Origin of the sequence: Streptomyces sp. AN091965 (assembly GCF_022698285.1) — a bacterium.
Lineage (GTDB): Bacteria > Actinomycetota > Actinomycetes > Streptomycetales > Streptomycetaceae > Streptomyces.
Map to the genome: position 1 here is coordinate 8,428,050 of NZ_JALDMY010000001.1, position 14,945 is coordinate 8,442,994.

The window sequence follows — 14,945 nt, forward strand, 5'->3', positions numbered from 1 at the left end:
CGTCCCCTTCCGCGCCGGGCCGGTCGGCCGTGTTTCCCGTCCGTGCCCCGGAGCTCCGGGGCCGGTGTGACCCGAGGGGTCAGGAGTGGTCGGCGTCCGTACGGCGGCGCGTCCAGTAGTACGCCGTGCCGAGCACACCCGCGATCAGCGCGCCGCCCAGGGCCAGCTGGCCCCCGTCGAACCCGCCGACGCTCCCGCCGACGCCCGCCCTGACGCCCCTGCTGTGGTGCGTGCCGGGGCTGGAGTGGCCGCCGCCGGTGGCGATGGTGAGGTCGGTCCTGCCCGACTCCTGGCCGCAGGTGAACGTCACCTCGTACATGGCGCCGGGCTTGGCGTCCCAGAAGACGTGCGCGGTGGCCGACGACTGACCCTTGGGGATGGTGACGTCGTCGAACACGCCGGAGGTCACCTTGGTGGTGTTGTCGCAGCCGTCGACGGTCAGCGTGACCTGCCCGCCCGCGGCGATCGTGGAGGGCGTGACGCGGAAGCCGAACGAGGTGATGTTCTCGTCGCCCGCGACGGCCGCGCCCGCGGTGGGAGCGGTGAGGGCCAGGGCGGCGGTGGTGAACAGGGCGGCCGAGGCGACGCGTATCGCGCGCATGGCGAATCCTCCGGGTCCCCGAGGAGCGGCCGCGGACCTTCTTCCGCCGGCGCCTGATGCGCACCTCGATGCGTCGAACGCTAGGCAGGCCGGGGATGCGCCGCGATCGCTGTCGTGCGAACGGGGCATTCCTGTGGGCCGGACAGGGGAACGGCCGCGTGTCGCGCTGTGCCCGGACAGCGGAAACCGCCCGGCGCCGGGCCCTCGTGAGGGAGCCTCGGCCGCCGGGCGGCAGGTCGTTCAGCGGAGCTGCGTCAGCGGAACAGGAGCATCAGCGGGGCGGTGCGCCCTACTCGGTGACGACCTGGCCCTCCGGGCTCAGCGCGTCGAAGGTGACCGGGAGCGCGGCCGCGGCCTTCTGGGCGACCTCGTCCGTGCTGAGACCCTGGATGGCGGCTATGCGGGCGATGCTGTCGCCGAGGGCCTTGGCCAGCTCGTCGGCGGTGAGGGGCTGGTTCTCACCCGTGCTGATCCACGAGTCGACCTTGTCGCCGAGGCCGGCCGCGCGCAGCTCCTCCACCGCCGGGGCGATGTGACCGCCGTCGAAGAGGGTGGTGATGAGGAACAGCTCCAGGGGGGTGGCGGGGGCGTCGATGGCAGCCATGTCTATCTCCTTGCAAGAAGCGATAACTGAATCGGTGGTGCTGGGGCGCGGCGGCGGATCCACCGCCTCCGCGTTGCCCTCGTGGGACCAGACGTGGCAGGGGTGTTCGAGGGTTGCGCGAGGAAGTGAAGGCACGCCGAACGCGCCACGGCCCAGGGCGATTTGACCCACCGGGCACCGCTTTTCCAGCACGTTTTCCGTCAGCGGGGAATCCGGGCGCGGAGCCGGGCGGGCGCGCGGGACTCAGGCGGGAGCGCAGGCGTGCCCGGTCACGGCGTCAGGCCCGTCCGGGAGGCGAGCCAGCCCAGGTGCTCCCTCAGCCCCGGGCGCCACACCTGCCAGCTGTGGCCGCCGGGCAGCTCGACCAGTTCGGCCTTCATGCCCGCCTTCTTCGCGGCCGCGTACGCCTTGAGCGCCTGCGGCCGGTACGTGGAGTCGTCCTTCCCCGCGACGAACACGGCCGAGGTGTCCGGGAAGCGCTCGCGCGCAAGCACGTCCAGCGGGTTGACCTTCTCGAAGGCGGCCTCGTCACCGCCGAAGGCCGCCTCGACGGTCTTCTCGCGGCTGCCGAGCGTCGGCTCGTCCTGCCCGGAGATGTCGACGAAGGAGCCGAACCGGCCGGGCGCGTTCACCGCCAGCTGGAGCGAGCAGGTCCCGCCGTTGGACAGGCCGGACACCGCCCAGTGCGCGCGTCCGGAGGCGACCTGGAGGTGGTCGGCCGCCCAGCGCGGCACGTCCTCGGCGAGATACGTCTGGACGTCGCCGAGGCGGGAGTTCATGCACAGCGGGTTGTCGAACGAGCCGCCGAGCGGGTCCACGACGAGCACGACGGGCGCGAGACCCGCGTGCGCGGCGGCGAAGTCGTCCATCATGTCGGGCAGTTGGCCCGAGGTGATCCAGTCCTCCGGCGCGCCGGGCTGCCCCGCCATCAAAACGAGCACGGGAAGCGGCGGCCGCGGCGACGCCTGGTAGGCGGGCGGCAGGTAGACGTACGCGTCCCGGGCGGCGAAGCGCGACCGCTTCCCCGGGACGGGGGTCTTCGACACCGTGCCCTTGGCGGGCAGCCCGGCGGGGGCCCGCCAGACCTCGGACACCGCCTTGCCCGGCGGCACCTCGACGAGCGGCTCCCTGCCGCCCGCGGCCTCGCGGAAGCCGACGGTGTCCTGCGGGCCGAGCAGGGTGCGCGGGGTCGGGTAGTTGTCGTAATGGATGTTGACCTCGGAGAGGCCGAACAGCACCACGAACACCCCGGCGACCAGCGCCCCGGCCCGGCCGCGCGGGCGCAGCGTCGGCATTCGGAAGAGGGCCAGGCACACGCCGAGGAGCGTCACGCCGATCCACACCACCACGTCGGTCGGCAGCGCGTCGGGGAACGGCTGCCACCAGTCGTCCACCACCACCGGCACCAGGAACGCGAGCAGCGCGGCGAGGACGAGGGCGGCGGGCAGCAGCCGCGTCCACCACCGGCGCTCCCGCGACCACAGCAGCACCGCGAGCCCCAGCGCGCCGAGCACCCGCAGCAGGACCGGCACGGTTCCGGCCACCAGCGACCAGTCCAGCGGCCCCGCGGCCGTCACCACCCGCTCCACACGCGCTCGCTTCCTGCCGACCGCCCCGCTCCAGGGCCTGCCTCCCCCCAGGGTGCGCTGGTCAGGGCCGGGTCGCAGCGCGGGAGCGGCGGGGGCGTGAGGGGGAGCGCGGACCAGGGCGCGCGGTGGGCGCGCGGGCGGGGCACGCCCAGCGGCGCCGCCCGGGTCACACGCCGTGTGCTCGCCGCACCCGAACCGGCGCGGCGCACACACTCCCCGGGCGGCCCCGCGAGGGGGTTTCATGACGCATATGCCGCGCGGATGGGGCACGACGGGGGACGGCGGGGGCATCCGTGCGGCGGGGCCACCGGTACTTCCCTGCGACGCGCCGGTGGCCCGCCGGGCGGCCGGGCAGGACCGGCGTTCACGCCTCCCGAACGGACGGTCCCGGCCCGGCGCGCCCCACCCCGCGGCGGCCGCCCGGAGGGCGCCGACATGGCTGATTCGCCCTCGTTGATCTTCGGTGCGAAGACGCCGAGGCTTGGCCGCAGGGCCCGCGAAGGGCCCGGGGCCGACCGGCGAGAGGTGGCAAGCGGCTATGGGCAGTGACGTGACCGCATCGGGCACGGGCGAGGACGCGACGCGCCGTTACTACGAGACCAGTGACGTCGACGCGTTCTACGACATCGTGTGGGGCGGCGAGGACATCCACACGGGCATCTACGCCCACGAGCGGGAGCCCATCGCGGACGCCTCCCGGCGTACCGTCCAGGAGCTCGCGGACCGGCTCCAGGGCACCCTCGGCCCGGAGCGGACCGTCCTGGACCTCGGGTCCGGCTACGGCGGGACCGCCCGCTACCTGGCCGACCGCTTCGGCTGCCGGGTCGTCGCGCTCAACCTCAGCGAGGCCCAGAACGAGCGGCACCGCGCGGCCAACGCCTCGCGCGGCCTCGGCGACCTCATCGAGGTCGTCACCGGCTCCTTCCACGACGTGCCCTACGCGGACGGCCACTTCGACGCCGTGTGCTCCCTGGAGGCCTTCTGCCACAGCGGCGACCGCAACCGCGTCCTGAGCGAGGCGGTCCGGGTGCTCACCCCCGGCGGGGCCCTGGCCTTCACCGATCTGATGGCCGACGAGGAGACGCCCGCCGAGGTGCTGCACACGGCCGTGTCCCGCCTCGGCGTGGACGCGCTCGCCACCCCCACCTTCTATCTGCGGATTCTGGGCGAACTCGGCCTGGGCTCGGTCGACTTCGCCGACCACAGCGACCAGGTGGAGCGCCACTACGTCCGCCTCACCGACGAGACGCGCGCCAAGGAGGCCGACCTGCGCGCGGTCATCAGCCCCGGCTACGTCGACGGGCTGCTCGCCAATCTGCCGCTGTGGGTGGACGCGGCCGGCGCCGGCCGCCTGCGCTGGGGCATCTTCAGCGGCCGCCGCCCCGGGGCGTAGGGCCGGGAGCGGTCCGCGTGGCCCGTGTCCGGGTCGCGCGGACCGCTCCCGGCGGCGCCGTATGCGTGCGGTCAGTCGCCGATCCCGGGGAAGAGCGCCGTGAAGGGCTCCGCCGTGGCCGCGATGCCGCGGCTGTAGGGGGCGTCGAAGTCCCAGATCAGGAAGAGCAGGAAGGCGATCAGGGCGGAGAAGAGACCGGCGAGGACCAGCTCGCGGCCGGTCCGGCGGATCTGGAAGGCGAAGATGAGGCCGACGGTCACGAGCCCGCCGGTGATCAGGCCGAACCAGACGACTCCGGGCATGGTGGCCTCGGCGCTGTCGCCGCGGGCGCCGCGCGCGTCGTCGGCGAGGGCGACCTGGTCGACGAGCGGCTGATAGGCCTGCGCCTCGAAGTCGGACTTGGGCTCGTAGTCGGTGACGTCGTGGCGGAGCGTGGCGAGCAGGGCGGTGCCGCGCGCGCTGAGTTCACCGTTGTCGGCCATCTGGTCCCACTCCTTGGTCACCACATGGCCGACATACGCCCTTACGTCGCTGCGGATGCGGTCACGGACCTCGGCGGGGTAGACACGGGCCCGCTCGTGCACCTCGTGCAGCGCCTGGGCCTCGTTGCGGACGTGGTCCTGGGCGGCGCTGCGGGCCTCCCAGACGCCAGCGATGGCCAGACCGAGGACGATCGCGTAGACCACGCCGATCATCATCGTCATGTACTCCATGACGTCCGGAGTCTCCGACACGTCAGCGTCCGCGGAGCTTCGCCAGTGCCGCAGCACGACGATGAGGAGCACGACGGCGCACGCGGCAGCCATCGCGAGGGTGAGAACAAGCCATTCCGTCAAGGAGTCCTCCGGCGGTCAGCGCGGCCGCAGCGCGGCGACGGCGAGCACCGCGGGTGCGGTGATGAGCAGGGTGAGTTGGACGAGAGAGGCCCCGTCGCGCGGCGGGCTCTTGCGCGGGGGCGCGTGGTACGCGGGGTAGTGCACGGGCTCCGGCGCGCGCTGGGAGCGCCGGGGTGAGGGTGTCGGCCGGGGCGCGGGGGGCTTGGGCGGTGGCGGCGGCTCGACCGACGGCGCGGGCGGCGCCGGGGCGATCCGGGGCGTGGGCGGCGGGGGAGGCGGCGGCGCGGGCTTCGGCGGCGGCACCGGCCGCGGCGGCGCGGGCGGGGTCGGCTTCGGAGGCGTGGGTTTCGGGGGCGTCGGCTTGGGGGGAGTGGGCTTCGGCGGCGTGGGTGTGGGCTTGGGGGGCGTGGGCGTGGGTTTCGGCGGGGTGGGTGTGGGCTTCGGCGGCGTGGGCGTGGGCTTCGGCGGCGTCGGCTTGGGTGGCTTCGTGGGCGGCGGAGGGCACTTCCCGCTGCCCGCGTACGCCGTGGCCGTTCCGCCCGGGCCGGTCGAGGCGTACGCGCAGGCGTCGGCCACGACGACGGCCGAGCCCGCCGGGACACCCACGAACAGGGCCAGCGCGAGCAGCGCGAACACACGTGTGACGGGAGCGAGGAAGCCCCTGGATGATCCGGGCACGACGCAGATGATGAGGGGCGTGCGCCCGGCTCGCGCGCAATGTTGGGATGAATCATTCGAAGGAGGGAGCGGTCGTACGCGAGTTCGCGCCGGGGTGCCGCTCGGAGGCGCCGCCCCGCGCGCCGTGCACGTCCCGCGTCCACCGGCCGTGTCACCGGCCCCGCAAAGAATCTTGAACCCGTCTTGAACACTCTCCCCCGCCCCACCCGTACCTAGGGCCATGTGTGACGCGAGCGGCCGTCGCACCACCCAAGCGAACAGCGGGAGTGAGTGAGAGATGAAGACCTGGCGGAGCGCTTCGCTCGTAGCGACAGCTGCGGCCGTGCTGGCGCTGACGACGGCGTGCGGTCAGGACAAGGGGGAGCAGTCCCCGAAGGGCCAGAACGTGGGCAACGAGGCACCCGCGGACGACGGCTACGGCTCGGACGACGGCTACGGCTCGGACTCCGGCAGCGCCGCGGGCGCCAAGGGCGGGGCGAAGGCCGCCGGGCAGCTGGCCGTCCGGGACAGCAAGAAGCTCGGCAAGGTCGTCACGGACAGCGCGGGCTTCACGCTGTACCGCTTCGACAAGGACTCCGCCGAGCCGCCCGAGTCGAACTGCGACGGCGCCTGCGAGAAGGCCTGGCCCGTGGTGTCCGCGAAGGGCGCGAAGGCCGCGCCCGGCGTCGACGCGTCGCTGATCGGCGAGGTCACCCGGTCCGACGGCGGCAAACAGCTGACCATCGACGGCTGGCCGATGTACCGGTTCGCCAAGGACACCAAGCCCGGCGACGTCAAGGGGCAGGGTGTGGGCGGCACCTGGTTCGCGGCGGCTCCCGACGGCAAGAAGGCCAAGCCGGCGGCCCCCGGCGGCGGGGCGGGCGCCGCGCGGCCCGCCGACCCGGCCGGGCTCTCCACCCGCGTCGACCCCGAGCTCGGCGAGATCGTCGTCGACAAGAACGGCATGACGGTCTACCGCTTCACCAAGGACTCCGCCTGGCCCATGAAGTCCGCCTGTACCGGCGCCTGCCTCAAGAAGTGGCCGGTGGTGGAGCCCGTGGCCAAGAACGACACGAAGGGCGTCCTGAAGAAGGGGTTCGTCACCTTCAACCGCCCCGACGGGCTCAAGCAGCAGACGCTCGACTGCTGGCCGCTGTACACCTTCGCCGGGGACGCGAAGCCCGGCGACACCAACGGTCAGGGCGTGGGCGGCACGTGGTTCGCCGCGGCCCCGGACGGCAAGGCGGTGCGCGCCGCGCAGTAGGCCCCTGCCGCCGCCGCGCGGCGCCGGGCCCGTCCGGCGCCCCACCCCGTAGCCCGGACGAGCCCGTCCGACCGGCCCGTTCCTTCCGTACCGAGACGGAGGGAATGGGCCGGTTCTTCGGCGTATCTCAGGATGCGTACGGCATGTGCCACCGGCAGTGGCCCAGGCAGTGACCGAGAACGGACGGCCAATTTCCGGTTTGACTCGCTCCCTTGGCTGGCGATCAGTAGCCTCACCTTCGAACACCGGCTCGCCTCAGCCTGATGCCTATGCCTTGGAGTGTTGATGGAGCGTCCCGCCTGGGCCCCGCCCGGCATCGACATCGCGATGCCGAGCGCGGCCCGGATCAACGACTGCTACCTGGGGGGCTCGTACAACTTCGAGGCGGACCGGGACGCCGCCCGCCGGGCCATGGAGTTCCTGCCCGGGTTCCCCAAGATCGTGCAGGCGAATCGTGCCTTCACCCGCCGCGCCGTGCGCTTCGCCGCCGCGGCGGGCATCGACCAGTTCCTCGACATCGGCTGCGGCATCCCCTCCTTCGGCGCGGTCCACGAGACGGTCCGGGCCGCGGCCCCGGGGGCGCGCGTGGTGTACGTGGATCACGACCCGGTCGCCGTCGCGCACGCCCGGGCGGTCGTGGACGGCGAGCCCCAGGTCGACGCGGTCTTCGCCGACCTGCGCAAACCCCGTGACATCCTGGGCAGTTACGAGGTCAGGGCACTGATCGACTTGGACAAGCCGACTGCGCTTCTCCTGGCGGCCATACTCCACTTCGTCGAGGACGCGTACGATCCCTACGCGGCGGTCGGAGAACTGCGGGACGCGACGGCGTCCGGCAGCCTGCTGGCCGTCACTCACATTTCGTACGAAGGGATACCGGTTCCGCAGGAGCAGGCCGCCGGCGCCGTCGGCGTGTACAAGGACATCCGCAATCCATTGATCATGCGATCGCGTGCCGAGATCGCGCGGTTCTTCGAGGGATACGACATGGTGGAACCCGGCCTCGTGCCGATGCCGCAGTGGCGGGCCGACACGGAACTCGACGAGTACGACGAGTGCGAGGCCGAGGACCCCTGGGCCTTCTCCGGGTTCGCCGGCGTGGGACGCAAGCGTTGAGCGCGGAGCCGGACGGGCCGGAGGACAGACTGCGCAGATTCGCCACGATCTGGAGTCGCGCGCTCTTCCCGGTGACCGCCACCTCGCTGACCCGGCCCGAGTTCGAGCAGCAACTGCGGCCGCTCGCCCGGTGGTTGCGGGACGCCCTGGAGGAGCGGCCGTTCCGCGCCGCCACCGGGGAGGCGGTGGGCGCGGCCCTGGTCGAGGCGCACTGCACCGAGCCCGAGGCGCTCAGCCGCACGCTGAACGTGGTGGACGCCTACCTGGTCCTGTACTGCGGCGCCGAGGGCGAGCGCGAGGAGCTGCGGGCCCGCTGCGCCCGCATCCAGCACGCGGTCGCCGCGGGCTTCGCGCGGGCCCTGCGCGCCCGCACCCTCGCCGAGCAGGAGGCCATATCCCGGGCGGCGCTCGACGCGCGGGGCACCGTCGCCGAGGCCCTGCACGCGAGCGAGGCCCGCTTCCGCGCGGTGTTCCACGGCGCCGCGGTCGGCATCGGCATCGCCGACCTCGAAGGCACCGTCCTGGAGGTCAACGACGCCCTCGTGCGGATGTTCGGCGGCCTGGAGCACCAGCTGCGCGGGCGCAACGTGGGCAGCTGGACGCACCCCGACGACTCCCCGCACGTGTGGAAGCTGTACGAGGAGCTGGTGCACGGCGAGCGCGAGCACTACCGCGTGGAGAAGGCCTTCTACCGTCCCGACGGCACGGTCCTGTGGACCAATCTGACGGTCTCTCTGCTGCGCGACGCCGACGGCGTGCCGCAGTACCAGCTGGCGCTCGTCGAGGACACCACCGAGCGCCGCCTGCTGAATCTGCGCCTGCGCTACGAGGCGACGCACGACGCGCTCACCGGACTGCCCAACCGCACGCTGTTCTTCGAACGCCTGGAGAAGGCGCTCGCGGCCGGCGAGCGCGCCCGCTTCGGGCTCTGCTACCTGGACCTCGACGGCTTCAAGACGGTGAACGACAGCCTGGGGCACGCGGCGGGCGACCGGCTGCTCGTCGAGGTCGCCGACCGTCTCCAGGCCTGCGCGACCGCGCCCGGCGAGATGGTGGCCCGCCTCGGCGGCGACGAGTTCGTGGCGCTGACCACGGGGCCCGACACGGAGCGGGAGGTCGACGAGCTGGCCGGGCGCATCATGAACGCGCTCGCGACGCCGATCAGCGTCGACGGCCGTGAGCTGACCGTGCGCGGCTCGATCGGCATCGTCGAGGGCCCGGCCGCCGAGCGCGGCGCGGCCGAGGTGCTGCGCAGCGCCGACATCACGATGTACCGCGCGAAGCACGCGGGCGGCAACCGCTACGAGCTGGCCGACCCCGAGGCCGACGCCCGCGCCATCACCCGGCACGGCCTGACGACGGCGCTGCCGGTGGCCCTGGAGCGCGGCGAGTTCTTCATCGAGTACCAGCCCCTTGTGCACCTGGAGGACGGCAGCGTGCGCGGCGCCGAGGCGCTGGTGCGCTGGCTGCACCCGCAGCACGGTGTCATCGGCCCGGACCGCTTCATTCCGCTCGCCGAGCACACCGGGCTCATCGTGCCGCTCGGCCGCTGGGTCCTCGAGGAGTCCGTGCGCCAGGCGCGCACCTGGGAGGCCCGGCACGAGGACTCGGGTCCGCTGCGCGTGAACGTGAACCTCTCGCCGTGCCAGCTCACCCACCCCGGCCTCGTCTCGGACACCGTGGAGATCCTGGAGCGGACGGGGCTCGCGCCGGGAGCGCTGTGCCTGGAGGTCACCGAGTCCGCGCTGATCGGTGCCGACGAGGACCTGCTCAAGCCGCTGCGGCGGCTCGCCGAGATGGGCGTCGACATCGCGCTCGACGACTTCGGCACGGGCTACTCGAACCTGGCGAACCTCCGGCGCCTGCCGGTCAGCGTCCTCAAGCTCGACCGGGCCTTCACCCAGGGCATGCAGCACTACCCCGTCGACCCCGTCGACCTGAAGATCGTCGAGGGCATCGTGTCGCTCGCGCACAGCCTGGACCTGGCCGTGACGGTCGAGGGCGTCGAGACGGGCGCGCAGGCCGACCAGCTCCGGGAGCTGGGGTGCGACACCGCCCAGGGCTGGTACTACGCCCGGCCCGGCCCGCCGGACCGGCTGCACGAGCTGGCGCTCGCGGACGTGCCCTGACGGGGGCGGCCCGCGTCAGTGCCCTTCGGGCGGCGCCGACGTGGTCGAGTGGGACGGGCTGGGGGTCTCCACCGGGGCCGTGACGTTGCTCGCCCAGGTGGTCGCCAGGACCGTGGCCACCGCCGCCACGGCCGCCACCAGGACCGCGCTCACCGGGGTGGCCAGGGACGACAGACGGCGGAAGTTGCGGATGTGGCCCCACAGGAGGTCGGCCCTGCGGACCAGGCGCATCTCCCAGTACAGCGCCAGGCCCAGGGCCATGACGGTGCTCTGCGCCAGGATCAGGAAGACCGAGAGCGCGGTCGGCCCCTGGGGCACGCGCAGGCGCGGCACGAGCAGCAGGAGCTGGACCGCCGACATCACCGCCCACAGCCAGCCCGCCTTGCCGACGGGTGTGTTGCCGCGCAGCCACGGATACAGATAGCCGTACGTGAAGCCGTGCGCCAGCCAGACGCAGGTGGGCGCGCCCGCCACGGTCACCGACTCCGGCAGGCCGCTGTAGCCCTCGGCCTGCCAGGCCGTCCACGCCGTCCACGGCAGGGTGAGCAGCGCGGTGGCCGCCGCGGCGGCGACGCCGTTCGACCAGGCGGTGCGGCCCGCCGAGCCGCCGAGCGCGACGGCCTTGAGCCTCGCCGTCTCCCGGGCCGCGTCGGCGGCGGTGGGCCGGCGCAGGCTCTGCCACTTCTCCTCCCAGGTGTCGGCGGGCAGGGAGGTGTCGGCGAGGGTGCCCCGTGACGACGTCAGGAAGCGGTGCCGCCCCTCGGCGAAGAGCAGGGCGCGGGCCAGGGAGTTGAGCAGCCGGGCGTGCGCGGCGCCGGACAGCGCGTGCAACTGCCCGGCGCGCTCCGCACGGCCGGGCGGCAGCAGCAGGTGGGCGCCCGCCCAGGCCACGAGGAGCGCGGCGGCGGTCGTCCAGTACGGCAGCCAGCTGCTCGGGGCGCCGATGACGGTCGCGGCGGCGGCGAACAGCAGCAGGGCGAGGCAGTTCCGGCGCGCGCCCGAGCCCCAGCGGCCCCGCTGCCCACCGGTGGCGTAGAGCTGGGCCAACAGGACGGCGACGGCAGCGCACCACACCACCTGTGCGCCGGGCGCGACGGTGCGGACGCCGTAGACGAGGCTGTCGCCCGGCCACTCCCCGGCGAGCTGGGCGAACAGGTCGCTGGTCGCGGGCCGGTCCGTGGAGGTCATGGTGGTCCACCACGGGAGCAGCGCGGGGACGAGCACGGCCGCGAGCGCCAGGCGCCCCTTCCAGCCGATCCGGGCCGGGGGCGGCAGGAGCGGGACGACGATCAGCAGCAGCGCGGTGACCCAGGGCGTGAGCAGGGTGAACAGGAGCGGCCAGGAGGCTCCGGCGCTCCGTCCGGTGAAGAGCCACTGCCCGGTGAACGGCGTCGCAAGATGGAACTCCCAGGGCAGCACTTGGAGGACGACGCAGGAGATCCCCGCGGTCCAGGTGGCCAGGGCGAGCGGCACCGCCCACGGGCGCGCCGCGCCGCCGCACAGCCGCAGGCGGAGGACCGCGTACACGACGACGGCCGCGAGCGAGGCAGTGACGAGACAGGTGACGGCGGCCCGCGTCCACGTGCCGCCGCCCATGAGCCAGGCCAGCAGGACGAGGGCCGCGGCGGGCGCGGCGAGGACGCCCGCCTCGACGACGGCGGGGCAGGGGGCGCCGCGCCGCCGGTGGGCGACGACGACGGTCAGCACCGGAAGGACGAACAGGACGGTCCCGAGCAGCACGCCTTCCGTGCGCGACTCCATGGGCAGCGGCTCCGAGACCAGGCCCGTGTGGCCGTACACGAGGCCTCCCCACAGCCAGGAGAGCACCTTCCAGTTCGTGGAGTAGGAGTCGAGCAGCAGCGCGCCCACGGCGACGGCGAGGCCCACGACGACGAGCGGAACGAGGGGACCCGCGCGGGGACTCCCGCCCGGCGCGGCGCGGTAGCCGACCAGTGCGGCGCAGATCACGACGGCCAGGACGACGAGGGACAGCAGGGCTTCGGGGCTGCTGCCGGGCGGGTCCTGCGGGGTGGGGGAGCCGTAGGGGGTGAAGGACGCCTCGCGGGAGGTCCGGAGGCTCGCCGTCACCGCGCCGAGGCCGGGCTTGTCGGTGTCCCTGAGCGTGAACTCGACCGTGCGGGCCCGCTGCCGGGTCGGAGTGACGGTGACCGCGAGGCCCCAGCCGCGCGGCACCTCGATGCTCCAGACCCAGTGGCCGGGCAGGCGGACGAGGGGGACCAGGTCGCCCTTCTCGTCCTTGAACGAGGAGGCGATGGAGTACTTGAGGCCGCTCGTGGCCGTCGCGTCGGTCAAGGGGACGCGGTGCTCGGCGGTGACGGTCACGCTGTCGCGCGCCGATGCCTGGCTGACCGTGCACCAGCTGGGGTAGCCGGGCCGCCGCGCGCCGTCGTGCAGGGCGGCGGCGGTGGGGTACCCGCCCGGCAGCCTGCTGGAGACCTGGGCGAACCGCCCCGGCTGCGCCCTGAGCCGGTTCACGAGCGGATCCGCCGCGCGCAGCCGCAGCCGGTAGTGGACCAGGGCCTGCCAGGACTTCTGGGGCGTCCGCTCGATGCGCACCGCGATCTCGCCACGGCTGCCCCGGCCCGGAACGTCCATCATCGAGCCCACCGGAACGCGGCCGGACGCCGCCTGCGCCCCCTCCTCCTCCGCCCACCACGGCTGCGGAGGCCGCGGTGTGGCGAGCTCCGCCCGCTGCGCCAGGACCTGGGCGCGCGCCGTGTCACCCCACTCGTCCGACGCCCACGTCACACACGCCGCGACAAGGCCGCACAGCAGCAGCGCGGCCGTCGCGCGAGCAGCCCTGGCGACCCTGTGGCGCACGCCCCGCGCAGCCCCCATGCGCGCCCCCTCCCGCGTTCGGAGGGCCAGGGTAGGGCCGGGTAAGGGGTGGCCGGGAGGCTTCGGGTGGCGGGAAATCTCCTACGTACGTGCTGTTCCGGAGGGCGCGTGGGAGTGGAGTGGGGGCGCGCGCATGCCCGTGCACGGCGTGGGCGTGCGCTGCACCGGGTCTCGCGGCGGGGCACCGGCGCTCACCTCGGGGGCCCGCGCCGGGTCTCACCGGGCGAGGAGCATCCGCTGCAGCTCCCGGGCCGCCCGTGGCGGTGCCACGTCGCTGCGGTGGGCGAGCGCGATCGTGCGGCGGAGGCGGGGCCGGGCGAGCGGCGTCATCCGCAGGTCGCCGCCCGCGCGTTCGGCGACCATGCGGGGGACGACGGCGACGCCGAGGCCCGCGCGCACGAAGCCGAGCACCGCGTCCATCTCGCCGCCCTCGACGGCGAACTCGGGCTCGAAGCCCTCGGCCCGGCAGGCCGCGACCGTCAGCTCCCGCAGGTCGTAGCCGTGCCGGAACATCACGAGGCGCTCGCTCTGCAGATCGGCGACGCGCGCCGTGGCGCCGAGGCCGGGCGCGTCCGGCGACGACACCACGACCAGGTCCTCGTGCAGCAGTTCCACCGTGGTCAGGGCGGGCGAGGGGCTCGGCAGCGGTAGCACCACGAGCGCCAGGTCGAGGGCGCCGCGCGCGAGGTGGCGGACGAGGTCGTGGCTGCCGCCCTCCTCGATGAGGAGCTGGATGCCGGGGTGCCGGTCGTGGAAGTCGCGCAGGACCTGCGGAAGCAGACCGGTGCAGACGCTCGGGGTCGCGCCGAGGCGCACCCGGCCGCGGCGCAGCTGCGCCAGCTCCTGCACCTCGATGCGGGCGGTGTCGGCGTCGGCCAGGATGCGCCGGGCCAGCGGAAGCAGCGCCTCGCCCGCGTCGGTGAGTGTGATGTTGCCGCGCGCCCGGCTGAACAGCTCGGCGCCCAGCTCCTTCTCCAGGGCGCGCACCTGCTGCGAGAGCGACGGCTGCGAGACGTGCACCCGCTCGGCGGCCCGGGTGAAGTGCCGGGTCTCGGCGACGGCGACGAAGTACAGCAGCTGCTGGAATTGCATGCTCACACTCTAGACTTTCCATAGTCTCCCGCTATGGAGATGAGCGCCATCATCTCTTGGACTGATCGGGACCTTCGCCCGTAGCGTGGATGACATGGCTCTGGCAACGCGGACGGACCGACGGCCGTCACTTCCGCGATCGGTGTGGGACTCCACCGTCGGCAAGAAGACCGTGATGGCGGTGAGCGGTCTGATCATGCTGCTCTACCTGGTCGCCCACATGATCGGGAACCTGAAGATCTTCTTCGGTCCCGGCGACTTCAACCACTACGCGCACTGGCTGCGCACGCTCGGCGAGCCCGTGATGCGCTGGGAGTGGACCCTGTGGGTCATCCGCGTCGTGCTCGTCGTCTCCGTCGTCGCGCACGCCGTGTCCGCGTACCAGCTCAGCAAGCGCGACATCAAGGCGCGTCCCACGAAGTACGTGCACAAGAAGCCGCGCAGCAGCTACGCGACGCGCACCATGCGCTGGGGCGGCGTCATCGTCGGCCTGTTCATCGTCTGGCACATCCTGGACCTGACGACGGGCACCGCGCACCCCGGCGAGTACCAGCACCTGCACCCGTACCAGAACGTCATCGACACCTTCTCGACCTGGTACGGCAACGTCGTCTACATCGTCGCCGTGGTCGCCGTCGGCTTCCACGTGCGGCACGGCTTCTGGAGCGCCGCACAGACCCTCGGCGCGGGCAGCGCGAGCCGCGACCGCGCCCTGAAGACCTGCGCCAACGGCCTCGCGCTCCTGCTGACCGCTGGCTTCGTCTCCGTACCCGTCGGCGTCATGACCGGAGTGGTGAGCTGACCG

At 73.5% G+C, this 14,945-nt stretch carries 12 protein-coding genes; 5 read left to right on the forward strand and 7 right to left on the reverse strand.

Annotated elements, in window-relative coordinates:
• Nucleotides 1–79: 79 nt before the first annotated feature.
• The 3 genes from MQV74_RS35025 to MQV74_RS35035 form a co-directional block, all read right to left on the reverse strand.
• Nucleotides 80–601, reverse strand: coding sequence for a hypothetical protein (locus tag MQV74_RS35025; RefSeq protein ID WP_242727061.1), 522 nt, complete (start codon nt 599–601; stop codon nt 80–82).
• Nucleotides 602–890: 289 nt separating this feature from the next.
• Nucleotides 891–1,205 carry a YidB family protein gene (locus tag MQV74_RS35030; RefSeq protein ID WP_242727062.1) on the reverse strand — a complete coding sequence of 105 codons (315 nt, stop codon included), beginning with the start codon at nt 1,203–1,205 and terminating at the stop codon, nt 891–893.
• A gap of 269 nt (nt 1,206–1,474) precedes the next feature.
• Nucleotides 1,475–2,794: an alpha/beta hydrolase gene (locus MQV74_RS35035; RefSeq protein WP_242727063.1), complete on the reverse strand. Its 1,320-nt coding sequence runs from the start codon at nt 2,792–2,794 to the stop codon at nt 1,475–1,477.
• Nucleotides 2,795–3,332: 538 nt separating this feature from the next.
• On the opposite strand from MQV74_RS35035, the gene MQV74_RS35040 reads away from it, so the two are divergent.
• Nucleotides 3,333–4,187, forward strand: coding sequence for an SAM-dependent methyltransferase (locus tag MQV74_RS35040; RefSeq protein ID WP_242727064.1), 855 nt, complete (start codon nt 3,333–3,335; stop codon nt 4,185–4,187).
• Between the two features lie 71 nt (nt 4,188–4,258).
• Here MQV74_RS35040 and MQV74_RS35045 read toward each other — a convergent pair whose 3' ends face one another.
• On the reverse strand, nt 4,259–5,023 hold the full coding sequence (locus tag MQV74_RS35045; protein ID WP_242727065.1) for a bestrophin-like domain: 765 nt from the start codon (nt 5,021–5,023) through the stop codon (nt 4,259–4,261).
• 15 nt (nt 5,024–5,038) lie between these two features.
• Entirely contained in the window at nt 5,039–5,701 is a 663-nt protein-coding gene (locus MQV74_RS35050) for a hypothetical protein (RefSeq protein WP_242727066.1), read from the reverse strand.
• Between the two features lie 277 nt (nt 5,702–5,978).
• Between MQV74_RS35050 and MQV74_RS35055 the strand changes: the two genes are divergently transcribed.
• The 3 genes from MQV74_RS35055 (at nt 5,979) to MQV74_RS35065 (ending at nt 10,189) form a co-directional block, all read left to right on the forward strand.
• Nucleotides 5,979–6,944 carry an SCO0930 family lipoprotein gene (locus MQV74_RS35055; RefSeq protein WP_242727067.1) on the forward strand — a complete coding sequence of 322 codons (966 nt, stop codon included), beginning with the start codon at nt 5,979–5,981 and terminating at the stop codon, nt 6,942–6,944.
• A gap of 285 nt (nt 6,945–7,229) precedes the next feature.
• Nucleotides 7,230–8,060, forward strand: a complete 831-nt coding sequence (locus MQV74_RS35060) for an SAM-dependent methyltransferase (RefSeq protein WP_242727068.1) — start codon at nt 7,230–7,232, stop codon at nt 8,058–8,060.
• Entirely contained in the window at nt 8,057–10,189 is a 2,133-nt protein-coding gene (locus MQV74_RS35065) for a putative bifunctional diguanylate cyclase/phosphodiesterase (RefSeq protein ID WP_242727069.1), read from the forward strand. The genes MQV74_RS35060 and MQV74_RS35065 overlap by 4 nt, the downstream gene beginning before the upstream one ends.
• A gap of 15 nt (nt 10,190–10,204) precedes the next feature.
• Here MQV74_RS35065 and MQV74_RS35070 read toward each other — a convergent pair whose 3' ends face one another.
• Nucleotides 10,205–13,048: a hypothetical protein gene (locus MQV74_RS35070; protein ID WP_242727070.1), complete on the reverse strand. Its 2,844-nt coding sequence runs from the start codon at nt 13,046–13,048 to the stop codon at nt 10,205–10,207.
• A 216-nt stretch (nt 13,049–13,264) separates the two neighbouring features.
• Nucleotides 13,265–14,140, reverse strand: coding sequence for a LysR family transcriptional regulator (locus tag MQV74_RS35075; RefSeq protein ID WP_242727071.1), 876 nt, complete (start codon nt 14,138–14,140; stop codon nt 13,265–13,267).
• Between the two features lie 94 nt (nt 14,141–14,234).
• Between MQV74_RS35075 and MQV74_RS35080 the strand changes: the two genes are divergently transcribed.
• A complete protein-coding gene (locus MQV74_RS35080; RefSeq protein WP_242727072.1) occupies nt 14,235–14,942 on the forward strand; it encodes a succinate dehydrogenase in 708 nt (235 codons plus the stop codon).
• Nucleotides 14,943–14,945: the final 3 nt, after the last annotated feature.